22 protein-coding genes are annotated in these 25,144 nt (G+C 57.5%); 18 read left to right on the top strand and 4 right to left on the bottom strand.

The genetic code is table 11. The features are described from left to right. Positions 1 to 612: 612 nt before the first annotated feature. Entirely contained in the window at positions 613 to 1,902 is a 1,290-nt protein-coding gene (gltA, locus tag AC3ISI_RS20780) for a citrate synthase (protein WP_017337241.1), read from the bottom strand. Positions 1,903 to 2,265: 363 nt separating this feature from the next. Here gltA and sdhC point away from each other — a divergent pair, with 363 nt between their 5' ends. The 12 genes from sdhC (at position 2,266) to AC3ISI_RS20720 (ending at position 16,675) form a co-directional block, all read left to right on the top strand. After that, complete coding sequence (gene sdhC, locus AC3ISI_RS20775; RefSeq protein ID WP_178129329.1) at positions 2,266 to 2,640, top strand: succinate dehydrogenase, cytochrome b556 subunit; 375 nt, start codon at positions 2,266 to 2,268, stop codon at positions 2,638 to 2,640. Beyond that, positions 2,634 to 3,002 carry a succinate dehydrogenase, hydrophobic membrane anchor protein gene (sdhD, locus tag AC3ISI_RS20770; protein WP_059402221.1) on the top strand — a complete coding sequence of 123 codons (369 nt, stop codon included), beginning with the start codon at positions 2,634 to 2,636 and terminating at the stop codon, positions 3,000 to 3,002. The genes sdhC and sdhD overlap by 7 nt, the downstream gene beginning before the upstream one ends. 3 nt (positions 3,003 to 3,005) lie before the next feature. Then, a complete protein-coding gene (gene sdhA, locus AC3ISI_RS20765; protein WP_027922415.1) occupies positions 3,006 to 4,781 on the top strand; it encodes a succinate dehydrogenase flavoprotein subunit in 1,776 nt (591 codons plus the stop codon). An 11-nt stretch (positions 4,782 to 4,792) separates the two neighbouring features. After that, entirely contained in the window at positions 4,793 to 5,497 is a 705-nt protein-coding gene (locus AC3ISI_RS20760) for a succinate dehydrogenase iron-sulfur subunit (RefSeq protein WP_489333581.1), read from the top strand. 262 nt (positions 5,498 to 5,759) lie between these two features. Beyond that, positions 5,760 to 8,591, top strand: coding sequence for a 2-oxoglutarate dehydrogenase E1 component (locus tag AC3ISI_RS20755; RefSeq protein ID WP_489333580.1), 2,832 nt, complete (start codon positions 5,760 to 5,762; stop codon positions 8,589 to 8,591). 42 nt (positions 8,592 to 8,633) lie between these two features. Then, complete coding sequence (gene odhB / locus AC3ISI_RS20750) at positions 8,634 to 9,851, top strand: 2-oxoglutarate dehydrogenase complex dihydrolipoyllysine-residue succinyltransferase (RefSeq protein ID WP_489333579.1); 1,218 nt, start codon at positions 8,634 to 8,636, stop codon at positions 9,849 to 9,851. A 99-nt stretch (positions 9,852 to 9,950) separates the two neighbouring features. Next, positions 9,951 to 11,387, top strand: coding sequence for a dihydrolipoyl dehydrogenase (gene lpdA / locus AC3ISI_RS20745; protein WP_489333578.1), 1,437 nt, complete (start codon positions 9,951 to 9,953; stop codon positions 11,385 to 11,387). Between the two features lie 195 nt (positions 11,388 to 11,582). Beyond that, complete coding sequence (gene sucC, locus AC3ISI_RS20740) at positions 11,583 to 12,749, top strand: ADP-forming succinate--CoA ligase subunit beta (protein WP_007898980.1); 1,167 nt, start codon at positions 11,583 to 11,585, stop codon at positions 12,747 to 12,749. Then, positions 12,749 to 13,630 carry a succinate--CoA ligase subunit alpha gene (gene sucD, locus AC3ISI_RS20735; RefSeq protein ID WP_489333577.1) on the top strand — a complete coding sequence of 294 codons (882 nt, stop codon included), beginning with the start codon at positions 12,749 to 12,751 and terminating at the stop codon, positions 13,628 to 13,630. Before sucC ends, sucD begins: the two co-directional genes overlap by 1 nt. A gap of 324 nt (positions 13,631 to 13,954) precedes the next feature. After that, a complete protein-coding gene (gene brnQ, locus AC3ISI_RS20730) occupies positions 13,955 to 15,268 on the top strand; it encodes a branched-chain amino acid transport system II carrier protein (protein WP_489333576.1) in 1,314 nt (437 codons plus the stop codon). Positions 15,269 to 15,536: 268 nt separating this feature from the next. After that, positions 15,537 to 16,274: a DUF599 domain-containing protein gene (locus AC3ISI_RS20725; protein WP_489333575.1), complete on the top strand. Its 738-nt coding sequence runs from the start codon at positions 15,537 to 15,539 to the stop codon at positions 16,272 to 16,274. Then, positions 16,274 to 16,675: an MAPEG family protein gene (locus AC3ISI_RS20720; RefSeq protein ID WP_489333574.1), complete on the top strand. Its 402-nt coding sequence runs from the start codon at positions 16,274 to 16,276 to the stop codon at positions 16,673 to 16,675. Before AC3ISI_RS20725 ends, AC3ISI_RS20720 begins: the two co-directional genes overlap by 1 nt. Before the next feature lie 66 nt (positions 16,676 to 16,741). On the opposite strand, the gene AC3ISI_RS20715 is transcribed toward AC3ISI_RS20720, so the two are convergent. Further along, positions 16,742 to 16,975 carry a hypothetical protein gene (locus AC3ISI_RS20715; RefSeq protein WP_477792793.1) on the bottom strand — a complete coding sequence of 78 codons (234 nt, stop codon included), beginning with the start codon at positions 16,973 to 16,975 and terminating at the stop codon, positions 16,742 to 16,744. Positions 16,976 to 17,131: 156 nt separating this feature from the next. On the opposite strand from AC3ISI_RS20715, the gene AC3ISI_RS20710 reads away from it, so the two are divergent. The 4 genes from AC3ISI_RS20710 to AC3ISI_RS20695 all read left to right on the top strand — a co-directional run bounded on the left by AC3ISI_RS20710 (position 17,132) and on the right by AC3ISI_RS20695 (position 20,839). After that, entirely contained in the window at positions 17,132 to 17,608 is a 477-nt protein-coding gene (locus AC3ISI_RS20710) for a PaaI family thioesterase (protein WP_489333573.1), read from the top strand. Next, on the top strand, positions 17,605 to 18,057 hold the full coding sequence (locus AC3ISI_RS20705; RefSeq protein ID WP_489333572.1) for a PaaI family thioesterase: 453 nt from the start codon (positions 17,605 to 17,607) through the stop codon (positions 18,055 to 18,057). The genes AC3ISI_RS20710 and AC3ISI_RS20705 overlap by 4 nt, the downstream gene beginning before the upstream one ends. Positions 18,058 to 18,138: 81 nt before the next feature. Next, entirely contained in the window at positions 18,139 to 20,043 is a 1,905-nt protein-coding gene (gene htpG, locus AC3ISI_RS20700; protein WP_489333571.1) for a molecular chaperone HtpG, read from the top strand. 67 nt (positions 20,044 to 20,110) lie between these two features. Continuing rightward, a complete protein-coding gene (locus AC3ISI_RS20695) occupies positions 20,111 to 20,839 on the top strand; it encodes a dienelactone hydrolase family protein (protein ID WP_489333570.1) in 729 nt (242 codons plus the stop codon). Positions 20,840 to 20,975: 136 nt separating this feature from the next. Here AC3ISI_RS20695 and AC3ISI_RS20690 read toward each other — a convergent pair whose 3' ends face one another. Together AC3ISI_RS20690 and AC3ISI_RS20685 are read right to left on the bottom strand one after the other, a co-directional pair. Continuing rightward, positions 20,976 to 21,836, bottom strand: a complete 861-nt coding sequence (locus tag AC3ISI_RS20690) for a pirin family protein (protein ID WP_489333569.1) — start codon at positions 21,834 to 21,836, stop codon at positions 20,976 to 20,978. 61 nt (positions 21,837 to 21,897) lie between these two features. Continuing rightward, complete coding sequence (locus AC3ISI_RS20685) at positions 21,898 to 22,314, bottom strand: OsmC family protein (protein WP_489333568.1); 417 nt, start codon at positions 22,312 to 22,314, stop codon at positions 21,898 to 21,900. 261 nt (positions 22,315 to 22,575) lie between these two features. Between AC3ISI_RS20685 and AC3ISI_RS20680 the strand changes: the two genes are divergently transcribed. Both AC3ISI_RS20680 and AC3ISI_RS20675 read left to right on the top strand, forming a co-directional pair. Continuing rightward, positions 22,576 to 23,952, top strand: coding sequence for a pyridoxal-phosphate dependent enzyme (locus AC3ISI_RS20680; protein ID WP_489333567.1), 1,377 nt, complete (start codon positions 22,576 to 22,578; stop codon positions 23,950 to 23,952). Beyond that, entirely contained in the window at positions 23,949 to 25,124 is a 1,176-nt protein-coding gene (locus tag AC3ISI_RS20675; RefSeq protein WP_489333566.1) for a trans-sulfuration enzyme family protein, read from the top strand. Before AC3ISI_RS20680 ends, AC3ISI_RS20675 begins: the two co-directional genes overlap by 4 nt. The last annotated feature ends 20 nt before the right edge of the window (positions 25,125 to 25,144 follow it).

Raw genomic sequence — 25,144 nt, 5'->3', positions numbered from 1 at the left:
CGGTAACGGCCACTTAGGGGTTCGCCCTTACGGCGACTCACTTTTTTTCAAACGCCAAAAAAAAGTAAGCAAAAAAAGGCTCGCCCCGAGCGTCCGGCCCCTCGCTGGGGCTCGGCGTTCCTTCGCTCCGGTATCCATCCGGGGACACTGCCCTCCGGTCGGCTTCGCTTCGACCTACATGCAGCGTGTTCGACTGCGTCTTACGGCGCTGCGCGCCACTCCCCGGATGCACACCTCCACTCAGCCTCCCGAAGGGGCGGGTAGATCAAGATCAAGATCAAAAGCAAAGCCAGATCAAAAGCTTCGCGGGCAAGCCCGCTCCCACAGGGAGATGCGTACGCCTGAGTCCAGGCCGGCCGGCAGGCCGCCTTGCTTTTGATGTTGACGCACCGCCCCCTCGAGAGGCCGAGCGAAAGGGGCAAAAGCGCTTTGGTTACTTTCGCGCTTTTCGAAAGTGACCCGCCGTAAGGGCGGAACCCATAGCAGCCGTTAACGCAGAAACGGATATGTACTCAATCAAAGCCAGTAAACCTCAAAGCACCCAAACAAAAACGGCCTCTATAGATAGAGGCCGTTTCCGGTGCAATTTAAGACGTTATCGCAAGACAGGTCTTATTTGCGGTCTTCCAGCTTGGTGATGTCACGCGACTCGTAGCCGGTGTACAGCTGGCGCGGGCGGCCAATCTTGTACGGGCTGGAGAGCATTTCTTTCCAGTGGGAGATCCAGCCGACAGTCCGCGCCAAGGCGAAGATCACGGTGAACATGCTGGTTGGAATGCCGATCGCCTTGAGGATGATCCCCGAGTAGAAGTCGACGTTCGGGTACAGCGAGCGTTCGATGAAGTACGGGTCGGTCAGGGCGATCTCTTCCAGGCGCATGGCCAGTTCGAGTTGCGGATCGTTGTTGATGCCCAGTTCTTTCAGTACTTCGTCGCAGGTCTGCTTCATGACGGTAGCGCGTGGGTCACGGTTTTTGTAAACCCGGTGACCGAAGCCCATCAGCTTGAACGGATCGTTCTTGTCCTTGGCCTTGGCGATGTACTTGTCGATGTTCGAGACATCGCCAATTTCATCGAGCATGGTCAGAACGGCTTCGTTCGCGCCGCCGTGGGCAGGGCCCCACAGTGCAGCGATGCCGGCGGCGATACAGGCGAACGGGTTGGCACCCGAAGAGCCGGCCAGACGAACGGTAGAAGTCGATGCGTTCTGCTCGTGGTCGGCATGGAGGATGAAAATCCGGTCCATGGCCTTGGCGAGCACCGGGCTGATCGGTTTGATCTCGCACGGGGTGTTGAACATCATGTGCAGGAAGTTTTCCGCGTACGTCAGATCGTTGCGCGGGTACATCATGGGTTGGCCCATGGAGTACTTGTAAACCATCGCTGCCAGCGTCGGCATCTTGGCAACCAGGCGGATCGCGGAAATTTCGCGATGCTGCGGGTTATTGATGTCGAGGGAGTCGTGGTAGAACGCCGAGAGGGCGCCGACTACGCCGCACATGACGGCCATCGGGTGGGCATCGCGACGGAAGCCGTTGAAGAAGGTCTTCAGCTGCTCGTGAACCATGGTGTGGTTCTTGACGGTGCTGACGAACTGGGCCTTCTGTTCTGCGGTCGGCAATTCACCGTTGAGCAGCAGATAGCAGGTTTCCAGGTAGTCCGACTTTTCAGCCAGCTGTTCGATCGGGTAGCCGCGGTGCAACAGAATGCCGTTGTCGCCATCAATATAGGTGATCTTCGACTCGCAGGAAGCGGTCGACATGAAACCAGGGTCAAAGGTGAAACGGCCCGTGGCCGTCAGGCCCCGAACATCGATAACATCGGGACCAACGGTGCCGGTTAAAATGGGCAGCTCGACGGGGGCTGCGCCCTCGATGATCAACTGCGCTTTTTTGTCAGCCATGTGGCCTCCTATTTATGCTTGAAATCATCAGACAGACCCCCCACGCAGGGCCCGCACCACTATAGTGAGATAAATTCGAATGTCAATTTGCCTAAAGTCTTGCTCCTGAAGGCTTTAACTGGACTTTTTCCTCGAAATTGACTGCCGTTTACGCCTTTTATCCAACTTGTGCAATCAGCTATTAGGGGAAGGTGAACGCGTTGTCATTAGTAGCCTAACTGTCTATACTCGCCCTCCGACCGCCAGGGGCTTTTGGGCCTGCTTTATTGGGGGTCGCACTCCCTGGGTGGTGGGTACCTGACCAGTGCACTCCCCAACAACTTTGCCCTGATTGTTAGGGGCTCTTCAGTGTGAAAAAAAGCCGTGAATAGCCAACGACCTGTAAACCTAGACCTAAGGACCATCAAACTCCCAGTCACTGCTTACACGTCCATTCTTCACCGGATCTCTGGAATCATCCTCTTTGTCAGCCTGGCCATCATGCTTTATGCATTGGACAAGTCGCTGAGCTCGGAAGAAGGTTTTGGCCAGGTGAAAGCGTGTTTGACCAGTCCGCTAGCCAAGCTAGTGATTTGGGGCATCCTGTCCGCCTTGCTGTATCACCTGGTAGCCGGTGTGCGCCATTTGATCATGGACATGGGCATCGGCGAGTCGCTTGAAGGCGGCAAACTGGGCTCGAAAATCGTTATCGCCGTTTCCGTGGTGGTAATCGTTCTGGCAGGAGTTTGGATATGGTAACTAACGTCACGAACCTGTCGCGTTCGGGCCTCTATGACTGGATGGCACAACGTGTGTCTGCGGTCGTTCTCGCGGCTTACTTCATTTTCCTGATCGGATACGTCGTTGCCCATCCTGGCCTCGGCTACGCCCAATGGCATGAACTGTTCGCAAGCAACTGGATGCGTATTTTCAGTCTCCTGGCCCTCGTTGCCCTCGGCGCTCACGCCTGGGTCGGCATGTGGACCATCGCGACCGACTACCTGACGCCAATGGCGTTCGGCAAGTCCGCGACTGCAATACGTTTCCTCTTCCAGGCAGTATGCGGCGTCGCGATGTTCGCCTACTTCGTCTGGGGTGTGCAGATTCTTTGGGGTATCTGATTCATGTCTACTACAGTTAATACGCTTTCGTTCGACGCCATCATCATTGGCGGCGGCGGTGCTGGCATGCGCGCTGCTCTGCAGTTGGCGCAAGGTGGTCACAAGACTGCCGTGGTTACCAAGGTTTTCCCGACTCGTTCGCACACTGTATCCGCCCAGGGTGGCATCACCTGCGCCATCGCCTCGGCAGATCCGAACGATGACTGGCGCTGGCACATGTACGATACCGTCAAGGGTTCCGACTACATCGGTGACCAGGACGCTATCGAATACATGTGTTCCGTAGGCCCGGAAGCCGTTTTCGAACTCGAGCACATGGGCTTGCCGTTCTCCCGTACTGAACAGGGTCGCATCTACCAGCGTCCGTTCGGCGGTCAGTCGAAAGACTTCGGTAAAGGCGGCCAGGCTGCCCGTACGTGCGCAGCTGCCGACCGTACCGGTCACGCTCTGCTGCACACGCTGTACCAGGCCAACCTCAAGGCCGGCACCGTATTCCTCAACGAATACTACGGCGTCGACCTGGTGAAGAACGAAGATGGTGCCTTTGTCGGCATGATCGTCATCTGCATCGAGACTGGCGAAACTTCCTACGTCCGCGCGAACGCCACCGTTTTGGCGACCGGCGGTGCAGGTCGTATCTACTCGTCCACCACCAACGCCCTGATCAACACCGGTGACGGCGTCGGCATGGCTCTGCGTGCTGGCGTGCCGGTACAAGACATCGAAATGTGGCAGTTCCACCCGACCGGCATCGCCGGCGCTGGTGTACTGGTTACTGAAGGCTGCCGCGGTGAAGGCGGTTACCTGATCAACAAGCACGGCGAGCGTTTCATGGAGCGTTATGCTCCGAACGCCAAAGACCTTGCTGGTCGTGACGTTGTTGCCCGTTCGATGGTTAAAGAAATCATCGCCGGCAACGGTTGCGGTCCGGATGGCGACCACGTAATGCTGAAACTCGATCACCTTGGTGAAGAAGTTCTGCACAGTCGTCTGCCAGGCATCATGGAACTGTCCAAGACCTTCGCTCACGTCGATCCAGCCGTGGCGCCGATTCCGGTCGTTCCAACCTGCCACTATATGATGGGCGGCGTTGCCACCAACATTCATGGCCAGGCAATCACTCAGGACGCTGATGGCAAGGACCAGATCATTCCTGGTCTGTTCGCTGTAGGCGAAGTGGCGTGCGTATCGGTTCACGGTGCCAACCGTCTGGGCGGCAACTCGCTGCTCGACCTGGTGGTATTCGGTCGCGCCGCCGGTCTGTTCCTGGAGCAGACCCTGAAAGAAGGCGTTGATTACGCTCGTCCTCGCCAGTCCGACATCGACGCTGCCCTGGCACGTCTCGATGGCCTGAACTCGCGTACCGAGGGTGAAGACGTCGCTACCCTGCGTAAAGAACTGCAAAGTTGCATGCAGAACTACTTCGGTGTGTTCCGTACCGGCGAATACATGCAGAAGGGTATTGCCCAGCTGGCTGATCTGCGTGGCCGTATCGCCAACGTCAAGATCAACGATAAGAGCCAGGCGTTCAACACTGCTCGTATCGAAGCGCTGGAACTGCAAAACCTGCTGGAAGTGGCCGAAGCCACCGCCATCGCTGCAGAAATCCGCAAAGAGTCCCGCGGTGCTCACGCCCGTGAAGATTACGAAGACCGCGACGACGAAAACTGGCTGTGCCACACCCTGTACTTCCCGGGTGACAAGCGCGTAACCAAGCGTGCTGTGAACTTCTCGCCGAAGACTGTTCCGACTTTTGAACCTAAGATTCGGACTTATTAAGGGTGGCCGCCATGTTGCAAGTCAGTGTTTATCGCTACAACCCTGATCAGGACGCCGCGCCGTTCATGCAGGAATTCCAGGTCGATACCGGTGGTAAAGACCTGATGGTGCTGGACGTGCTGGCCCTGATCAAAGAGCAGGACGAAGGTTTCTCCTATCGTCGCTCTTGCCGTGAAGGTGTTTGCGGTTCCGACGGCATGAACATCAACGGCAAAAACGGCCTGGCATGCGTCACGCCGCTGTCTTCTGTCGTAAAAGGTAACAAGTTGATTGTTCGTCCACTGCCAGGTTTGCCGGTTATCCGTGACCTGGTCGTTGATATGAGCATCTTCTACAAGCAATACGAGAAGGTTAAGCCATTCCTGCAGAACGACACGCCGGCTCCGGCCATCGAGCGTCTGCAGTCCCCGGAAGAGCGTGAAAAGCTTGATGGTCTGTACGAGTGCATCCTGTGCGCTTGCTGCTCGACTTCCTGCCCGTCCTTCTGGTGGAACCCGGACAAGTTCCTGGGTCCAGCTGCTCTGCTGCAAGCGTACCGCTTCCTGGCAGACAGCCGCGACACCAAGACTGCCGAGCGTCTGGCTTCGCTGGATGACCCGTTCAGCGTATTCCGCTGCCGCGGGATCATGAACTGCGTCAACGTCTGTCCGAAAGGCCTGAACCCGACTAAGGCCATCGGTCACGTACGTAACATGCTGCTGCAAAGCGGCGTGTGATTCAGCTGTTTTAAATGTAGTACCGCTGTACCCGTAGATGCTACGGCGCAGGCTTCAACCGGCGCCGTAGTTTTAACCTGAGCAGCAGCTTACAAGGCTGCGGCTCTTATTTTGAAGAAATGAGACAAGCAGGGGCATCCGGGCTGGTACCCGGACTATCAGCGTGATCCTAAGTGGCTTGTTTTGGTCGCTGCATTCGGACTTCTGCAAGCGTGCTCGGTGTCGACGCCGGTGGTGTTCCCCTAACCGAGGGTGACCAAGCATGCAAGAAAGCGTGATGCAGCGCATGTGGAACAGCGCCTACCTGTCCGGTAGTAACGCTGCCTATGTGGAAGAGCTCTACGAGCTCTACCTGCACGACCCTAACGCTGTGCCAGAAGAGTGGCGCACCTACTTTCAGAAGTTGCCGGCTGATGGCAACACTGCTACCGATGTTTCGCACTCCACAATTCGCGATCATTTCGTCTTGCTGGCAAAGAACCAGCGCCGCGCCCAACCGGTTTCCGCCGGCAGCGTGAGCAGTGAGCACGAGAAGAAGCAAGTTGAAGTGCTGCGATTGATCCAGGCCTACCGTATGCGTGGCCACCAGGCAGCCCAGCTTGACCCGCTGGGGCTGTGGCAGCGTCCTGCACCTGCAGACCTGTCGATCAATCATTACGGCTTGACCAATGCCGATCTTGATACGACCTTCCGTGCCGGCGACCTGTTCATCGGCAAAGAGGAAGCGAGCCTACGCGAAATTCACGAAGCGTTGCAGCAGACATATTGCCGCACCATCGGCGCTGAATTTACGCACATCACCGATTCCGAGCAGCGCCAGTGGTTCCAGCAGCGTCTGGAAAGCGTGCGCGGTCGTCCGACGTACTCCGCCGACATCAAGAGCCACTTGCTCGAGCGCGTGACCGCCGGCGAAGGCCTGGAAAAATACCTGGGCACCAAATACCCGGGTACCAAGCGTTTCGGTCTGGAAGGCGGCGAAAGCCTGATTCCAATGCTCGACGAGCTGATCCAGCGTTCCGGCTCCTACGGCACCAAGGAAATCGTCATCGGCATGGCCCACCGTGGTCGTCTGAACGTATTGGTCAACACCTTCGGCAAGAACCCGCGCGAGTTGTTCGACGAGTTCGAAGGTAAGAAGAAGGTCGAGCTGGGTTCCGGTGACGTTAAGTATCACCAGGGCTTCTCATCCAACGTGATGACCACTGGCGGTGAAGTTCACCTCGCCATGGCGTTCAACCCGTCCCACCTGGAAATCGTTTCTCCAGTGGTCGAGGGTTCGGTTCGCGCCCGTCAGGATCGTCGTAACGACCCGACCGGTGAGAAGGTTCTGCCGATCTCCATCCACGGTGACGCTGCAATTGCAGGTCAGGGCGTGGTGATGGAAACCTTCCAGATGTCGCAGACCCGCGGTTTCAAGACCGGCGGTACCGTGCACATCGTGATCAACAATCAGGTCGGTTTCACCATCAGCAACCCGCTGGACGCGCGCTCCACCGAGTACGCGACCGACGTTGCGAAAATGATCCAGGCGCCGATCCTCCATGTGAATGGTGACGATCCGGAAGCTGTATTGTTCGTGACCCAGCTGGCCATTGACTACCGCATGCAGTTCAAGCGCGATGTGGTCATCGACATGTTCTGCTACCGTCGTCGCGGCCACAACGAGGCCGACGAGCCAAGCGGTACACAGCCTCTGATGTATCAGCAGATCACCAAGCAGCGCACCACCCGTGAGCTGTATGCCGATCGCCTGACCCAGGGTGGTGTGCTCGACGCTGAGCGTGTTCAGGCGAAAATCGATGAATACCGCAACGCGCTGGACAACGGTCTGCATGTTGTAAAAAGCCTGGTCAAAGAGCCGAACAAAGAGTTGTTCGTGGACTGGCGTCCGTATCTGGGCCACGCCTGGACTGCACGTCACGACACGCGTTTCGATCTGAAAACCTTGCAGGAACTGTCCGCCAAGCTGTTGGAAATTCCAGAAGGTTTTGTGGTTCAGCGCCAAGTCGCGAAAATCTACGAAGACCGTCAAAAAATGCAAGCCGGCGGCCTGCCGATCAACTGGGGTTACGCCGAAACCATGGCGTACGCGACCCTGGCGTTCGAAGGTCACCCGATTCGCATGACGGGACAGGACATCGGTCGCGGTACGTTCTCGCACCGTCACGCTGTCTTGCACAACCAGAAAGATGCGGGCACCTACATCCCGTTGCAAAACCTGTACAACGGCCAGCCACGTTTCGACATGTACGATTCGTTCCTGTCCGAAGAAGCGGTTCTGGCGTTCGAATATGGTTACTCGACCACCACGCCTGATGCGCTGGTGATCTGGGAAGCCCAGTTCGGCGACTTCGCCAACGGTGCCCAGGTGGTTATCGATCAGTTCATTACCAGTGGCGAGCACAAGTGGGGTCGTCTCTGCGGTCTGACCATGCTGTTGCCGCACGGTTATGAAGGTCAGGGTCCTGAGCACTCGTCGGCTCGTCTGGAGCGTTACCTGCAACTGTGCGCCGAGCACAACATTCAGGTAGCTGTACCGACTACGCCGGCTCAGATCTATCACTTGCTGCGTCGTCAGGTTATTCGCCCGCTGCGCAAGCCATTGATCGTTCTGACTCCGAAGTCGCTGTTGCGTCACAAGCTGGCCATCTCGACTCTGGAAGATCTGGCCGAAGGTTCGTTCCAGACCGTGATCCCGGAAATCGATGCTCAAGACCCGAAAAAGGTCGAGCGCATTGTTCTGTGTAGCGGCAAGGTCTACTACGACCTGCTGGAAAAACGCCGTGCCGAAGGTCGTGACGACATCGCCGTCGTGCGTATCGAGCAGCTGTACCCATTCCCTGAGGACGACTTGAAAGAAGTCCTGGCTCCTTACACCAACGCCAAGCATGCCGTTTGGTGTCAGGAAGAGCCGATGAACCAGGGTGCCTGGTACTGCAGCCAACACCACTTGCGTCGTAGCATCAGTACCCTCAACAAGTCTCTCGTACTTGAGTACGCGGGCCGTGAGGCTTCTGCTGCACCTGCATGTGGTTATGCATCGATGCACGCTGAGCAGCAGGAAAAACTGCTGCAAGACGCCTTTACTGTTTAACGCCTTCGCGCACTTGAAACCGAATTTAAGGACACACAGATAATGGCTATCGAAATCAAAGCCCCCACTTTCCCGGAATCGGTTGCCGATGGCACCGTTGCCACCTGGCACAAACAACCGGGCGACGCGGTAAAACGTGACGACCTGATCGTCGACATCGAAACCGACAAGGTTGTGCTGGAAGTGTTGGCGACTGCTGACGGCGTGCTGGGCGCTATCGTCAAGAACGAAGGCGACACCGTTCTGTCCGACGAAGTCCTGGGCTCCATCGTTGCAGGTGGCGCTGCTGCTGCCGCTCCAGCTGCCGCTCCGGCCGCGGCACAAGCGGCTGCCCCGGCTGCTGAAGGCGAAGACGATCCTGTTGCTGCACCGGCTGCTCGCAAGCTGGCTGAAGAAAACGGCATCAACATCGCGTCCGTTGCCGGCACTGGCAAAGGCGGTCGTGTGACCAAGGAAGACGTGGTAGCGGCTGTTGCTGCCAAAAAAGCCGCTCCAGCTGCCGCGCCTGCCAAGGCTGCAGCGCCTGCTGCCGCTGCTCCTGTGTTCGCTGCTGGCGACCGCATCGAGAAGCGCGTTCCGATGACCCGCGTTCGCGCTACCGTGGCCAAGCGTCTGGTAGAAGCTCAGTCGAACATGGCGATGCTGACCACCTTCAACGAAGTCGACATGACCGAAGTCATGGCCCTGCGTTCGAAGTACAAGGACCTGTTCGAGAAGTCCCACAACGGCGTACGCCTGGGCTTCATGTCGTTCTTCGTGAAAGCGGCCACCGAAGCGCTGAAACGCTTCCCGGCTGTTAACGCCTCGATCGACGGCGGCGACATCGTTTACCACGGCTACGCCGACGTCGGCGTTGCTGTTTCCAGCGACCGTGGTCTGGTTGTGCCGGTTCTGCGTAACGCCGAACTGATGAGCCTGGCTGAAATCGAAGGCGGCATCGCTACCTTCGGCAAGAAAGCCCGTGACGGCAAACTGTCGATGGACGAAATGACCGGCGGCACGTTCACCATCACCAACGGTGGTACTTTCGGTTCGATGATGTCGACACCGATCGTCAACCCGCCGCAAGCAGCTATTCTGGGCATGCACAACATTCTGCAGCGCCCTATGGCGATCAACGGTCAGGTCGTCATCCGTCCGATGATGTACCTGGCTCTGTCCTACGATCACCGTCTGATCGATGGCAAAGAAGCTGTGACCTTCCTGGTGACCATCAAGAACCTGCTGGAAGACCCGGCTCGTTTGTTGCTGGATATCTGATAGAAGCGGCTGCAGGTTTCAGGTTCCAGGCTGCACGAAAGGGCAGCCTGGCTTGAGGCTTGTGGCTTCAAGCTTGCCGCAAAAAAGAGGATTTTTTGAATGTCGCAGAAATTTGACGTAGTAGTGATCGGCGCGGGCCCTGGCGGCTATGTAGCTGCCATCAAAGCAGCGCAGCTTGGTCTGACGACGGCCTGCATCGAGAAGTACACAGACAAGGAAGGCAAACTGGCTCTGGGCGGTACTTGCCTGAACGTCGGCTGCATTCCATCCAAGGCGCTGCTGGACAGCTCCTGGAAGTTCCACGAAGCCCAAGATGGTTTCGCGATCCACGGTATCAACCACGCTGGCGTGACCATGGACGTACCAGCAATGGTCGGCCGTAAAGCCAACATCGTCAAAGGCCTGACTTCGGGTGTTGCCACCCTGTTCAAAGCCAACGGTGTGACTTCCATTCAGGGGCACGGCAAGCTGCTGGCCGGCAAGAAAGTTGAAGTCACCAAGCCTGACGGCTCGGTAGAAATCATCGAAGCCGAAAACGTGATTCTGGCTCCAGGCTCGCGTCCGATCGACATTCCACCGGCTCCGGTCGACCAGAATGTGATCGTCGATTCGACTGGCGCACTGGAATTCCAATCCGTACCTAAGCGTCTGGGCGTGATCGGCGCTGGCGTTATCGGTCTGGAACTGGGTTCGGTCTGGTCCCGTCTGGGTGCCGAAGTGACCGTTCTCGAAGCGCTGGACACCTTCCTGATGGCCGCTGACGCTGCCGTTTCCAAGGAAGCGCTGAAAACCCTGACCAAACAGGGTCTGGACATCAAGCTCGGCGCACGCGTTACCGGTTCCAAAGTGAACGGCGACGAAGTCGTGGTGAACTACACCGATGCCAAGGGCGAACAGAACATCACTTTCGACAAGCTGATCGTAGCCGTTGGTCGCCGTCCAGTGACCACTGATCTGCTGTCCGCTGATTGCGGCGTGACCCTGGACGAGCGCGGTTTCGTGCACGTTGACGATCATTGCGCCACCACCGTGCCGGGCGTATACGCCATCGGCGACGTGGTGCGCGGCATGATGCTGGCGCACAAGGCCTCGGAAGAGGGCATCATGGTCGTTGAACGCATCAAGGGCCACAAAGCCCAGATGAACTATGACTTGATCCCTTCGGTTATTTATACTCACCCGGAAATCGCATGGGTCGGTAAAACCGAGCAGGCCTTGAAGGCTGAAGGCGTTGAAGTTAACGTTGGCACCTTCCCGTTCGCAGCCAGTGGCCGTGCCATGGCAGCCAACGATACCGGCGGTTTCGTTAAAGTCATCGCCGATGCCAAGACTGACCGCGTATTGGGCGTCCACGTGATAGGCCCGAGCGCTGCAGAACTGGTTCAGCAGGGCGCGATCGGCATGGAATTCGGCACCAGCGCTGAAGACCTGGGCATGATGGTTTTCTCCCATCCGACCCTGTCTGAAGCCTTGCACGAAGCCGCTCTGGCTGTGAATGGCGGCGCCATCCACATCGCCAACCGCAAGAAGCGTTAAGACAATAAGAAACCACGGCGGAATGGCCCGTCGTGAGCCTTGCATGCAAGACTCACCGCGGAATATCCGCTGGACGCAGTCTTGCGTAGCTGCACCGGTTGTCCGGAAAGCTACGCAAGCAGCAGTCACAGGTGGTGCGGCACTTGAACAAGTGCAGCACCGAATGCGCAGTACCTAACGAAGACGGTAATAAGCATGAATCTTCACGAGTATCAGGGTAAGCAGCTGTTCGCTGAATACGGCCTGCCAGTTTCTACCGGTTACGCAGTAGACACCCCGGAAGCAGCAGCAGAAGCTTGCGACAAAATCGGTGGCACCGAGTGGGTTGTCAAAGCCCAGGTCCACGCTGGTGGTCGCGGTAAAGCGGGCGGCGTTAAGCTGGTTCGCAGCAAAGAAGACGCTAAGGCATTCGCACAGCAGTGGCTGGGCAAGCGTCTGGTGACTTACCAGACTGACGCCAATGGTCAGCCAGTCACCAAGATCCTGGTTGAATCGTGCACTGATATCGCTAAAGAGCTGTACCTGGGCGCTGTCGTTGACCGTTCGAGCCGTCGCATCGTGTTCATGGCTTCCACCGAAGGTGGCGTGGACATCGAGAAAATCGCTCACGACACTCCAGAAAAAATTCTGAAAGCCACTATCGATCCACTGGTTGGCGCTCAGCCATTCCAGGGTCGCGAGCTGGCATTCCAACTGGGTCTGGAAGGCAAGCAAGTTGCTCAGTTCGCCAAGATCTTCGTAGGTCTGGCCAAGCTGTTCAAGGATCACGACCTGGCTCTGCTGGAAGTGAACCCGCTGGTGATCAAGGCTGACGGCGATCTGCATTGCCTCGATGCCAAGATCAACATCGACGCCAACGCCATGTACCGTCAGCCTAAGCTGAAGACTTTCCACGATCCGTCGCAAGACGATCCGCGCGAAGCGCACGCTGCCAAGTTCGAACTGAACTACGTAGCACTGGAAGGCAACATCGGTTGCATGGTCAACGGTGCTGGCCTGGCCATGGGTACCATGGACATCGTCAACCTGCATGGCGGCAAACCAGCCAACTTCCTCGACGTAGGCGGCGGTGCTACCAAAGAACGCGTTACCGAAGCGTTCAAGATCATCCTGTCCGACACTAACGTCGCTGCAGTATTGGTCAACATCTTCGGCGGCATCGTTCGTTGCGACATGATTGCCGAAGGCATCATCGGCGCTGTGAAAGAAGTCGGCGTGAAAATCCCGGTTGTTGTTCGCCTTGAAGGCAACAACGCTGAGCTGGGCGCTAAAGTACTGGCAGAAAGCGGTTTGAACATCATCGCTGCTACCAGCCTGACCGACGCTGCTCAACAAGTCGTTAAAGCTGCGGAGGGCAAATAATGAGCGTCCTGATCAATAAAGACACCAAAGTTATCTGCCAGGGTATTACCGGTTCGCAAGGTAGCTTCCACACCCAGCAAGCCCTCGAATACGGCACCAAGATGGTTGGCGGCGTAACTCCGGGCAAAGGCGGCACCGAACACCTGGGTCTGCCAGTGTTCAACACCGTGAAAGATGCTGTAGCTGCCACTGGCGCCACCGCCAGCGTGATCTACGTTCCAGCTCCTTTCTGCAAAGACTCGATCCTGGAAGCTGCTTTCGGCGGCATCAAGCTGATCGTCTGCATCACCGAAGGCATTCCTACCCTGGACATGCTGGACGCTAAAGTTAAATGCGACGAGCTGGGTGTCATCCTGATCGGTCCTAACTGCCCAGGCGTGATCACTCCAGGCGAATGCAAGATCGGCATCATGCCAGGTCACATTCACTTGCCAGGCAAGGTCGGTATCGTTTCCCGTTCCGGCACCCTGACCTACGAAGCTGTCAAGCAGACTACTGACGCCGGTTTCGGTCAGTCGACTTGCGTCGGCATCGGCGGTGACCCGATCCCGGGTTCGAACTTCATCGACATCCTGAAGCTGTTCCAGGAAGACCCGAAGACCGAAGCGATCGTCATGATCGGCGAGATCGGCGGTTCGGCTGAAGAAGAAGCGGCTGCCTACATCAAGGCAAACGTGACCAAGCCGGTTGTTTCCTACATCGCTGGTGTGACTGCCCCTGCGGGCAAGCGCATGGGCCATGCTGGCGCAATCATCTCTGGCGGCAAAGGCACTGCAGACGAGAAGTTTGCTGCCCTGGAAGACGCAGGCGTTAAAACCGTGCGTTCGCTGGCAGACATCGGCAAGGCTTTGTCCGAGCTGACCGGTTGGGCGATGAAGTAAGCCTCGCGCTTAACTCACGCTTCACCAAACAAAGGCCACCTTCGGGTGGCCTTTGTCGTTTCTGGCGTTCCGACGATGACGGACTTACAGGCGACAACCATTAACATGCAAAAACGCGACACAGAAACGTCGCGTATCGGATAGTTCGCCCTCTAACAGTGCGTTTTTCGGGCGAATTCGTTAGGCTAGCCGCCATTTTTGCGAACGCCGCCCACAAGGCAGCGACGCGCTAAAGGGTCAGTCCTATACGGATCGACAGCATTTCCCTCACCCCCAAGGGAAATCCCTCTCTAAATTCCGATTCAGTAGTGTGGTATTTCCTTAATGAAAGTGTTGAAAGGCCAGGACATCCTGGCACTTGGTTTTATGACGTTTGCCCTGTTTGTCGGGGCTGGCAACATCATTTTCCCGCCTATCGTCGGTTTGCAGTCCGGGCCTAATGTCTGGATGGCAGCGCTGGGCTTCTTGATCACCGCAGTCGGTTTGCCGGTGATCACGGTGGTAGCACTGGCGAAAGTGGGTGGTGCGATGGATGCCCTTAGCAGCCCGATCGGCAAAGTCGCCGGTGGCCTGCTGGCTGCTGCGTGCTACCTCGCCGTTGGCCCATTGTTCGCGACGCCACGTACCGCCACGGTATCGTTCGAAGTCGGCCTGGCGCCGTTGACCGGCGAGAGCCCGCTGGCGCTGTTCCTCTACAGTTCGGTGTACTTCCTGATCGTGTTCTTCATCTCGCTCTACCCGGGCCGATTGCTGGATACCGTAGGACGTTTCCTCGCACCGCTGAAGATCATCGCCCTGGCCGCACTCGGCATCGCCGCGTTCGCGTTGCCTGCCGGTGATATCGGCGTGGCCACACCGGAGTACGTCGCGGCACCGTTCTCCCAAGGCTTCATCAATGGTTACCTGACCATGGATACCCTGGGCGCTTTGGTATTCGGCATCGTCATCGTTAACGCGATCCGCTCACGTGGCGTTGAATCGCCGGTGCTGATTACCCGTTACGCAATCATTGCCGGGCTGATTGCCGGCGTGGGCCTGGCGCTGGTTTACGTCAGCCTGTTCCGCCTTGGTTCGGGCAGCCATGAAGTGGCCGCCGGTGCGACCAATGGCGCGGCGGTATTGCACGCCTACGTTCAACATACCTTCGGTTCGTTGGGCAGCGGTTTCCTGGCCGTGCTGATCTCGCTGGCCTGCTTGGTGACAGCGGTCGGCTTGACCTGTGCTTGCGCCGAGTACTTCAGTCGCGTGCTGCCACTCTCCTACAAGACGCTGGTCATCATCCTGGCGGTGTTCTCCTTGCTGGTGTCCAACCTGGGCCTCACCAAGCTGATTGCCTTCTCGATCCCGGTACTGACAGCGATTTACCCGCCATGCATCGCCCTGGTGGCGCTGAGCTTCTGCAAGGACTTCTGGCATGAGCAGGGCCGCATTGTCGGTCCGGTGATGCTGGTGTCGTTCCTCTTCGGCATGATCGACGCGCTCAAGGGCGCGGGTCTGGCGGACTGGATGCCGACTCAGCTGTCTCACTTGCCGCTGAGCGAGCAGGGCCTGGCGTGGCTGGTGCCAGCGGTCATGACCTTGGTGGTCGCAGTGGTTTGCGATCGCCTGCTGGGCAAACGCGAAGAAGCGCTGGCGTAACTCGCTGAATGGCCTGCCACAAGCGGGCCATCTGACTGAAACAGAAATGCCCCGTATCAATCGATATGGGGCATTTTTTATGGGTGAGGTGCAGTGCCTTTTTCCTTGAGCTAACGTCGAAGCACTGCAAAACCCATTGTAGGAGCGAGCTTGCTCGCGAAGGCGGCTTATCATTCAACACAAATGTTGACTGACCCACCGCGTTGGCGAGCAAGCTCGCTCCCACCGGGGGGGGCGAGTATTTCGCATTTACATCACAAGGACCTGCATGTCGTTCATCCACACTAATTTGATCCACATCCTCGCCGCGCTGTGGTTTGTCATCTGCTGGGGCGGTTACACCCGTTATGCCACGTGGAAGGGGCGCGACACCGCGTGTCTGGCCAGCGTGTTGCACCTGTACCGCGAAGACTGGATGCGTCGCATGCTGCTGCGCGATAACCGCATCGCCGATGCCAGCGTGGTCGGTAACCTGGAGCGTAACGCCTCATTTTTCGCTTCCAGCACATTGATTATTCTGGCCGGTATTCTCACCGTGCTCGGTGCTTCCGAAAGGGCGGTGTCGTTGTTGGCGGATATTCCGATGGTGCAGCAGGCGTCACAAGGCATGTCCGAGATCAAATTGCTGTGCCTGGCGCTGGTGTTTGTCTATGCCTTCTTCACCTTCAGCTGGTGCATGCGCCAGTACAACTTTGCGGCGATTCTGATTGGCTCGGCACCCATGGTCGGAGAGCGCCACGTTTCCGAACAAGAACGCAAAGCCTTCGCTGCCCGAGCGGCACGGGTCATCTCCATGGCGGCCAACCAGTTCAACTTCGGCCTGCGTTCCTACTACTTCGGCATGACCATGCTGGCCTGGTTCGTCAGTCCGTGGCTGTTCATGCTGATGAGTGCCGGCGTAGTGCTGGTGTTGTATCGCCGGGAGTTTCATTCCGACGTTCTGGATGTGATGGTCTATACCCCAACAGAGGCACCCTTGCCCGAGGCAATCAAAGAGGCCGCTTAATGAATATTCCGTTTTGGTGCGTGTTCATCAGTGCATTACTGATCTATGTCGCTCGCATGCCGGTGGCCAAGGCGATGAAAGAGCAGGGCAGTTACAACAACCACCAGCCGCGTCAGCAACAGGCGCAACTTACCGGCTTCGGCGCCCGTGCGGTGGCCGCACATCAAAACTGTTTTGAAGCCTTTATATTGTTTGCGGTGGGGGTGTTGATGGCCCACACCACACAAACCGAAGGGTGGCTGATCGACTCGCTGGCGATCATCTTTGTGATTTCACGCGTTATCTATTTGCTGTGTTATTGGGGCGATTTGGCTTGGCAGCGCAGTCTGGTCTGGTTTGTCGGTTTCGTCTGTTCGTTGTTACTAATGATTAGTCCGACTTTTAGAAGCGTTTTGCTCTAACGGAGCAAATGGCAGGCAAAAGAAAACCCGCACTTGGCGGGTTTTCTTTACACGCTAAAAACTGTTTTAGTTTTTAGGTGCTTCTTTTGCAGCGGCAGCGTTCGATTCAGCCTGAGCTTTGGCAGCTTCGGCGTTTTCTTTCGCAGCGTCGTTCACTTTATCCTGAGCTTTGTTCATGTCCTGCTGAGCTTGTTCAGCATGTTTGGCTGCATCTTGAGCTTTGTCCTCGGATTTTTTATCGCAGGCAGCGAGACCGAGGGAAGCGGTCAACATCAAGGCAATAGCTAAAGTCTTACGCATGGGGTGTTTCTCCTTATGGAAATAACTACTGGCCTTTCGAGCACCGCCTGCAATGATAAGTTCCTCATTTCACTCAAATAAATGAAGGTCATTCGATAAGGAACTTTTTGCTTCTCCCAAGACTTCAGATCCCCACTAACTAGAGTTTTTTATCACATGGCCGAAAACCCTGTTTTTGAGCGTGCAACGCGATTCTTGTCAGCGCTCAGGCATTGTCAGGTCCTCGGGTTGCGAGTACACAGTGCCAGTAATGACGGACTAACGGTCATCTTGCCGTATAGCCCGAAAATCGTTGGCAACCCAGAAACCGGCGTGATTCACGGCGGCGCACTGACATCGTTGATGGATACGGCGTGCGGTATGTCGACCCTGTGCGTGCTACCTGAATTTGAAGTCTGCCCGACCCTCGATCTACGCATCGACTACATGCATGCCGCCGAACCGCATAAAGATGTCTACGGTTTCGCCCAATGCTACCGAGTAACCAGTGATGTGATCTTCGCTCGCGGTTTCGCCTATCAGGACGATCCCGAACAACCCATCGCCCATGTCGTCGGCACATTCATGCGCATGGGCAAGGCCATCAAAGGCACCAAAGGCTTTGGCGGCGTCCTCGCCGGAGGTGCGCAATGACCGATTCCTTCAAGGAACAACTGCAAGAGGCCCACGAGAAGGGCGACTACGCTTCACTCTTGCATCTGATTCCTTACGCCAAACTGATTGGCGTCGAATGTTCGCGGGTGGGGGATGACCTGCTGTTTCGACTGCCGGCCAACAAGGACAACATTGGTAACCCTTTATTGCCGGCGATTCATGGCGGCGTGATTGCCGGGTTCATGGAACTCTCGGCCGCGCTGCATCTGCTGATTTTCGCTGGCTCACCCGGGGTGCCGAAGATCATCGACTTCTCCCTCGATTACCTGCGCGCGGGGCAGTTTCGCGATACCTGGGCCAAATGTCAGGTGTGCCGACAGGGACGCCGGGTCGCCAACGTGGCCGTTGCCGCCTGGCAAAGCACCGAATCCGAGCCCATTGCGACGGCTCGCGCCCATTTCAAAATTGAAGAGCCCTTGAAATCCTGAACGCAGCCCCCAACTTGGATGACAACCCGCCGACGACCCTGAAGGTCGCGGCCACTGCCATCTGATTGGAGTTTGATGACCATGAGTGTGGAAACTCAAAAGGAAACCCTGGGCTTCCAGACCGAGGTGAAGCAACTGCTGCACCTCATGATCCATTCGCTGTATTCCAACAAGGAAATCTTCCTTCGCGAATTGATCTCGAACGCCTCTGACGCTGTCGATAAATTACGTTTCGAAGCCCTGTCCAAGCCTGAATTGCTGGAAGGTGGCGCCGAACTGAAAATCCGTGTGAGCTTCGACAAGGACGCTAAAACCGTCACCCTCGAAGACAACGGCGTTGGCATGAACCGTGAAGAAGCGATCACCCATCTGGGGACTATCGCCAAATCCGGCACTGCCGATTTCATGAAACACCTGTCTGGCGATCAGAAGAAAGATTCGCACCTGATCGGTCAGTTCGGTGTGGGTTTCTACTCTGCATTCATCGTCGCCGACAAAGTCGACGTGTTCAGCCGTCGTGCCGGTGATGCGGCCAGCGAAGGCGTGCACTGGTCGTCCAAGGGCGAAGGCGATTTTGAAGTTGCCACGATTGAAAAAGCCGAGCGCGGCACTCGCATCGTCCTGCACCTGAAGTCCGGTGAAGACGAATTCGCCGATGGCTGGCGTCTGCGCAACATTATCAAGAAGTACTCCGACCATATCGCTCTGCCGATCGAGTTGCCAAAAGAAGTGGCCGCTGCTGAAGGTGAAGAGCAGCCGGCTGCGGAATGGGAAACCGTTAACCGCGCCAGCGCCTTGTGGACCCGTCCTCGCACCGAAGTGAAGGACGAGGAATACCAGGAGTTCTACAAGCACGTTGCTCACGATTTCGAGAACCCGCTGAGCTGGAGCCACAACAAGGTCGAAGGCAAGCTCGAATACAGCTCGCTGCTCTACGTGCCGGCCCGTGCTCCGTTCGACCTGTACCAGCGTGAAGCGCCGAAAGGCCTGAAGCTGTACGTGCAACGCGTGTTCGTGATGGATCAGGCCGAATCGTTCCTGCCGCTGTACCTGCGTTTCATCAAGGGCGTGGTCGATTCCAATGACCTGTCGCTGAACGTGTCGCGGGAAATCCTGCAGAAAGACCCGATCATCGATTCGATGAAATCGGCGTTGACCAAGCGCGTTCTGGACATGCTGGAAAAACTGGCGAAGAACGAGCCTGAGCAATACAAGAGCTTCTGGAAGAACTTCGGTCAGGTCATGAAAGAAGGCCCGGCAGAAGACTTCGCCAACAAAGAGAAAATCGCTGGCCTGCTGCGTTTCGCGTCGACCAACGGTGAAGAAGGCGAGCAAGTGGTGGGTCTGGCCGAGTACCTGGCTCGCGCCAAGGAAGGTCAGGACAAGATCTACTACCTGACTGGCGAAACCTACGCGCAAGTCAAAAACAGTCCGCACCTGGAAGTCTTCCGCAAGAAAGGCATCGAAGTGCTGCTGCTGACCGATCGTATCGACGAGTGGCTGATGAGCTACCTCAACGACTTCGACGGCAAGAGCTTCGTCGACGTGGCGCGCGGTGACCTGGACTTGGGCAATCTGGACTCGGAAGAGGACAAGAAAGCTGCGCAAGAAGTTGCCAAGTCCAAAGAAGGTCTGGTTGAGCGTCTGAAAACCGCACTGGGTGATTCGGTTGCTGAAGTACGGGTTTCCCACCGTCTGACCGATTCCCCGGCGATTCTGGCGATCGGCGAGCAGGACCTGGGCATGCAGATGCGTCAGATACTCGAAGCCAGCGGTCAGAAGGTTCCGGATTCGAAACCGATCTTCGAGTTCAACCCGGCTCACCCGCTGATCGAGAAGCTCGACAACGAGCAGAGCGAAGAGCGCTTCGGCGACCTGTCGCACATTCTCTTCGATCAGGCGGCACTGGCTGCCGGTGACAGCTTGAAGGACCCGGCCGCGTATGTGCGCCGTCTGAACAAGCTGTTGGTTGAACTGTCGGTCTAACTGCGTTGTAAAAAAACCCGCTTCGGCGGGTTTTTTTCATTCTGGTGTCTTTTACTGGGAGTGTGTCATGAGCCAAATCACTGTACGTTCTGTCGTTTATCAAATTGATGGCCAGCCCTATGAAGGCCGTCTGGCGTTCGATGCTGACCACAAAGGCCCGCGTCCGGGCTTGCTGATGGCGCCGAACTGGATGGGTGTCAGTGCCGGGGCCGAAGTGATAGCCAAGTCCGTGGCGTCCAAAGGTTATGTGGTGCTGATTGCGGACGTGTATGGTCAATCTGTTCGTCCGCAGAATGGTGACGAGGCGGGCGCCGCAATGATGCCGTTGAAACATGACCGTGCGTTGTTGCGCAAGCGACTGCAAGCGGCGTTTGAACAGCTGCAAAGCCAAGGCGAAGCAGCGGTCGATATCTCGAAACTGGCGGCATTCGGTTTTTGCTTCGGTGGTTGCTGTGCCCTGGACCTGGCCCGCACAGGTGCGCCGTTAAAAGCGACGGTATCGTTCCATGGAACACTGGATTCGCCTGCCCCGGCGGATGCCAAAAACATCAAGGGCTCGGTGCTGGTGCTGCACGGTGCAGCCGATCCATTGGTACCCAAAGAGCAACTGCCAGAGTTCGAAGCGGAAATGAATGCGGCGGGTGTGGACTGGCAATTGCTGAGCTATGGCGGGGCGGTACATTCCTTTACCGATCCGCATGCGAACGTGCCGGGCATGATGATGTATGACGCGAAGATAGCGGCGCGGGCGTTTACGTCAATGCACAATTTGCTGGATGAAGTGTTTAAAGGCTGATAGCAGTTTTTGCCCTGACACTCTGGTGTCATGACTGGCCTCATCACGAACAGGCTCACCCCCACATTTTTGGAATGCATTTCCCCTTGTAGGACTGAGCCTGCTCGCGATGACGGTGTAACGGTCATCGAAAAAGCTAAGGCAGTTCGATTCGCTCATTTTCCCCCGGCACAGTTGGCCAATCCCCGGCCGCCCAGCGCCGCCGCGCTTCATCGATAACCGCCGGATCACTCGCGACAAAATTCCAGTTGATCCGCCGTGGCCCGTCCAGCGGTGCACCACCAAACAGCACGGCATGACAGTCGCTCTCGGCAAACAGAGTCATCTCTTCCCCAGCCGGCAACACCACCAGCGAATTCAATTCCAGCGTCTCGCCATCCAGCTGCGCTTCGCCACTCAGGACATACAGCGCGCGCTCCTCATGCTCGGCGGGAATCAGCAGTGTGGTCGCTGTTTGCAGGTTCAATTCCGCATACAACGTAGGAGAAAGCACCGGGACTGGCGATTTCAGACAAAAGCCTGACCCGGCAATCATCCGGATCTTCACACCAAGGTTATCGCTGACCGGCAAGGTGCTCGCCGGATGATGGCTGTAGTACCCCGGACCTTGTTCATGCTCCTTCGGCGATGCCAGCCAGATCTGCAAGCCGTGCATCGTAAAGCCACTGTCTTTCAACGCCTCGGGTGTTCGCTCGACATGGGCAATCGCGCTGCCGGCGGTCATCCAGCTGACATCGCCGGCGCTCACCACTTGATCGGAGCCGAGGCTGTCCTTGTGCTGGATCTGCCCTTCAAACAAGTAGGTGAGGGTCGACAGACCGATGTGCGGATGCTGTCGGATATTCATGCCTTTGCCTGCCGGATAATGGGTCTGGAGCATGTGGTCGAAAAACACGAAAGGCCCGACGCTGCGGCATTTGGCTGACGGCAATGGGCGAAGAATCGGCTGGCCTTCGACATCTTCGGCGCGAGGGCGGATCACGAGCGGAGTGTTCATGCTGCATTCCAGGCTGAGCGGGTGATGCATGGAGCATAACCCGCTTGCGCTGCCGTTGCCGCTATTGGCTGAACGCACCTTCGGACAGGTGGGTTTCGATGCTGACCTCGGTGCTGGTCATCAGCTTGTGGACCGGGCAGCGGTCGGCGACGCGGTGCAGTTCTTCGCGCTGCGCATCGGTGAGCACGCCCTTGAGTGTCAGTTTGACGTGCAGGGCGTATTTGCCTTTCTGCTCTTCGCTGTTGTCGCGTTTGACCTCGACAGTGACACCGGTCAGCGGGATGTCCTTCTTCTTGGCATACATCTTCAGAGTCAAGGCTTTGCACGCCCCCAAGGCTGCATCGAAGTAATCGTGGGGTTCTGGCGCCGAGCCTTCACCGCCAGCCGAGGTCGGCACGTCGGCAAACAGTTCGTGGTCGTCGATTTGAACGCTATGGCGAAAACCTTCGGCGGAAACGGTATTGACGGTAACGGTCATGGAAAGCCTCCCAGGCTGGAAAAGTCGTACGGTCAAAAATAACCTTGAAGTTATAGAGCATTCCTGCGTCGGCGCGTTCCACTTTCTTCCGGGCGCATGCCCGTTCGTTGAACGGATACCGGGCGACCGGCCGGCCGCGCGCGGTTGCGAATGACGCCATCGCGGCCTATGGTCCAAGCGAGGTATTACCTGCGACCGTCACACAATGACGCGCAGCAGGTTGGTGTCCATCCAGTGCGAATAACCTAGCAAGGTGAAGACATGCCGAATGAATCCCGCCCCGCCGTCCTTGAACTGATTGGTAACACGCCGCTGGTGCGTGTCAGTCGTTTCGATACCGGCCCGTGTACGCTATTTCTCAAACTCGAATCACAAAACCCCGGTGGATCGATCAAGGATCGCATCGGTCTGGCGATGATCGACGCTGCCGAGCGCGATGGTCGCCTGCAACCTGGTGGCACCATCGTCGAGGCCACTGCCGGCAATACCGGTCTGGGGCTGGCCCTTGTCGGCCGTGCCAAAGGATATCGCGTGGTGTTGGTGGTGCCCGACAAGATGTCTACCGAGAAAGTCCTGCACCTCAAGGCAATGGGCGCCGAGGTGCATATCACCCGCTCGGATGTCGGTAAGGGCCATCCCGAGTACTACCAGGATGTAGCCGCGCGGCTGGCACAGGAAATTCCCGACGCGTTCTTTGCCGATCAATTCAACAATCCGGCCAACCCGCTGGCTCACGAATGCAGCACCGCGCCAGAGATCTGGGCGCAAACCCAGCATGATGTCGATGCCATCGTCGTTGGCGTCGGTTCGGCGGGCACGTTGACCGGCTTGACCCGCTTCTTTAACCGCGTTCAACCGAATCTGGTCATGGTGTTGGCCGACCCTGTCGGCTCGGTAATGGCCGAATACAGCCGCAGCGGCACCCTTGGAACCCCCGGTTCCTGGGCGGTGGAGGGTATTGGCGAAGATTTCATTCCCTCGATTGCCGACCTGTCGAGCGTGCGCCACGCGTATTCGATCAGCGACGAAGAAAGCTTCGATCATGCCCGCCAACTGTTGCGCGCCGAAGGCATTCTCGGTGGCTCGTCGACCGGGACACTGCTGGCGGCGGCACTGCGTTATTGCCGCGAGCAAACCGAGCCGAAACGGGTCGTGAGTTTTGTCTGCGACACCGGCACCCGCTACCTGTCGAAGGTCTACAACGATCAGTGGATGAACGATCAGGGCCTGTTGCAATACAAGCACTACGGCGATCTTCGTGACCTGATCTCGCGCCGTTTCGAGGATGGTCGAGTGATCAGCGTGGGCCCTGACGACACGCTGCTGACCGCTTTCCAGCGCATGCGCCTGGCGGACGTGTCACAACTGCCGGTGCTGGTGGACGGCCAGCGGCTGGTCGGTGTGATTGACGAGTCCGACATTCTGCTGAGGGTGCATCAGGACGCCTCGCACTTCCGCTCGACGGTGGCCAGCGCGATGACTGACAAGCTGCAAACGCTGCCTGCCGCTGCCAGTCTGGCGCAGTTGCAGGCGGAACTCGACCGTGGGCTGGTGGCGATCATTGCCGATGCCTCGGGCTTCCACGGACTGATTACCCGCTTTGACCTACTCAATCATCTACGGAGATCCCTGGCATGAGTCACGATAAAGATGCTGCGTCTTATGGGTTTGCCACACGTGTGATTCATGCCGGGCAGGCGCCGGACCCCTCCACTGGGGCGTTAATGCCGCCGATCTACGCCAACTCCACCTATTTGCAGCAAAGTCCTGGCGTACACAAAGGTCTCGATTACGGGCGTTCGCATAACCCGACGCGCTGGGCGCTGGAGCGCTGCGTGGCGGATCTCGAAGGGGGCACCCAGGCCTTTGCGTTCGCGTCCGGGCTGGCGGCGATTTCCACGGTGCTCGAATTGCTCGATGCCGATTCGCATATCGTCTCGGGCAATGATTTATATGGCGGCACGTTTCGCCTTTTCGACAAGGTGCGTCGGCGCAGCGCCGGGCATCGTTTCAGTTTCGTCGATCTGACGGACCTGGCGGCTTTCGAAGCGGCGCTGCAGGACGACACGCGAATGGTCTGCGTCGAGACTCCGAGCAACCCATTGCTGCGTCTCACTGACCTCGCCGCCATCGCGCGCATCTGTCGTCAGCGCGGCATCATTTGCGTGGCCGACAACACCTTCGCGAGCCCGTGGATCCAGCGCCCGCTGGAACTGGGCTTCGATGTCGTGGTGCACTCAACCACCAAGTATTTGAATGGCCACTCCGACGTGATCGGCGGAATCGCGGTGGTTGGGCAGAACGCGGAGCTGGGGGAGCGACTGGGCTTTCTGCAAAACGCGGTGGGCGCCATCGCCGGGCCATTTGACGCCTTTCTCACCCTGCGCGGCGTGAAAACCCTGGCATTGCGCATGGAGCGTCATTGCAGTAATGCACTGGCGCTGGCGCAATGGCTGGAACAACAGCCGCAGGTAGCGCGCGTCTACTACCCGGGCCTGCCATCCCATCCGCAGCACGAATTGGCGCGGCAACAGATGCGCGGTTTTGGCGGGATGATTTCACTCGATTTGAACAGCGATCTGGCGGGCGCCAAGCGCTTTCTGGAGAGCGTGCAGATCTTTGCGCTTGCCGAGAGCCTGGGCGGGGTGGAAAGCCTGATTGAGCACCCGGCGATCATGACCCACGCGACCATCCCCGCCGACACCCGTGCGCAACTGGGCATCGGCGATGCGCTGGTGCGATTGTCCGTGGGGGTCGAGGACGTCGAAGACCTGCGCGCTGATCTGGCGCAAGCGTTGGCGCGGATTTAAGTTCCAGCAGGCAAAAAAAA

This window comes from Pseudomonas sp. GL_139_B (genome assembly GCF_057834475.1).
Note: the sequence above shows the minus strand (reverse complement) of the source record. Positions and strands in the feature narration are given on the sequence as shown.

Excerpts from the sequence above, each read along its gene's own strand:
- AC3ISI_RS20675 (WP_489333566.1), top strand. The coding sequence starts at position 23,949 with ATGAGTCACGATAAAGATGCTGCGTCTTATGGGTTTGCCACACGTGTG.
- AC3ISI_RS20720 (WP_489333574.1), top strand. The coding sequence starts at position 16,274 with ATGAATATTCCGTTTTGGTGCGTGTTCATCAGTGCATTACTGATCTAT.
- AC3ISI_RS20680 (WP_489333567.1), top strand. The coding sequence starts at position 22,576 with ATGCCGAATGAATCCCGCCCCGCCGTCCTTGAACTGATTGGTAACACG.
- lpdA (WP_489333578.1), top strand. The coding sequence starts at position 9,951 with ATGTCGCAGAAATTTGACGTAGTAGTGATCGGCGCGGGCCCTGGCGGC.
- AC3ISI_RS20760 (WP_489333581.1), top strand. The coding sequence starts at position 4,793 with ATGTTGCAAGTCAGTGTTTATCGCTACAACCCTGATCAGGACGCCGCG.
- odhB (WP_489333579.1), top strand. The coding sequence starts at position 8,634 with ATGGCTATCGAAATCAAAGCCCCCACTTTCCCGGAATCGGTTGCCGAT.
- sucD (WP_489333577.1), top strand. The coding sequence starts at position 12,749 with ATGAGCGTCCTGATCAATAAAGACACCAAAGTTATCTGCCAGGGTATT.
- sdhA (WP_027922415.1), top strand. The coding sequence starts at position 3,006 with ATGTCTACTACAGTTAATACGCTTTCGTTCGACGCCATCATCATTGGC.
- AC3ISI_RS20755 (WP_489333580.1), top strand. The coding sequence starts at position 5,760 with ATGCAAGAAAGCGTGATGCAGCGCATGTGGAACAGCGCCTACCTGTCC.
- AC3ISI_RS20710 (WP_489333573.1), top strand. The coding sequence starts at position 17,132 with ATGGCCGAAAACCCTGTTTTTGAGCGTGCAACGCGATTCTTGTCAGCG.
- gltA (WP_017337241.1), bottom strand. The coding sequence starts at position 1,902 with ATGGCTGACAAAAAAGCGCAGTTGATCATCGAGGGCGCAGCCCCCGTC.
- AC3ISI_RS20695 (WP_489333570.1), top strand. The coding sequence starts at position 20,111 with ATGAGCCAAATCACTGTACGTTCTGTCGTTTATCAAATTGATGGCCAG.
- AC3ISI_RS20725 (WP_489333575.1), top strand. The coding sequence starts at position 15,537 with ATGTCGTTCATCCACACTAATTTGATCCACATCCTCGCCGCGCTGTGG.
- AC3ISI_RS20705 (WP_489333572.1), top strand. The coding sequence starts at position 17,605 with ATGACCGATTCCTTCAAGGAACAACTGCAAGAGGCCCACGAGAAGGGC.
- sucC (WP_007898980.1), top strand. The coding sequence starts at position 11,583 with ATGAATCTTCACGAGTATCAGGGTAAGCAGCTGTTCGCTGAATACGGC.
- htpG (WP_489333571.1), top strand. The coding sequence starts at position 18,139 with ATGAGTGTGGAAACTCAAAAGGAAACCCTGGGCTTCCAGACCGAGGTG.
- AC3ISI_RS20685 (WP_489333568.1), bottom strand. The coding sequence starts at position 22,314 with ATGACCGTTACCGTCAATACCGTTTCCGCCGAAGGTTTTCGCCATAGC.
- brnQ (WP_489333576.1), top strand. The coding sequence starts at position 13,955 with ATGAAAGTGTTGAAAGGCCAGGACATCCTGGCACTTGGTTTTATGACG.
- AC3ISI_RS20690 (WP_489333569.1), bottom strand. The coding sequence starts at position 21,836 with ATGAACACTCCGCTCGTGATCCGCCCTCGCGCCGAAGATGTCGAAGGC.
- AC3ISI_RS20715 (WP_477792793.1), bottom strand. The coding sequence starts at position 16,975 with ATGCGTAAGACTTTAGCTATTGCCTTGATGTTGACCGCTTCCCTCGGT.
- sdhD (WP_059402221.1), top strand. The coding sequence starts at position 2,634 with ATGGTAACTAACGTCACGAACCTGTCGCGTTCGGGCCTCTATGACTGG.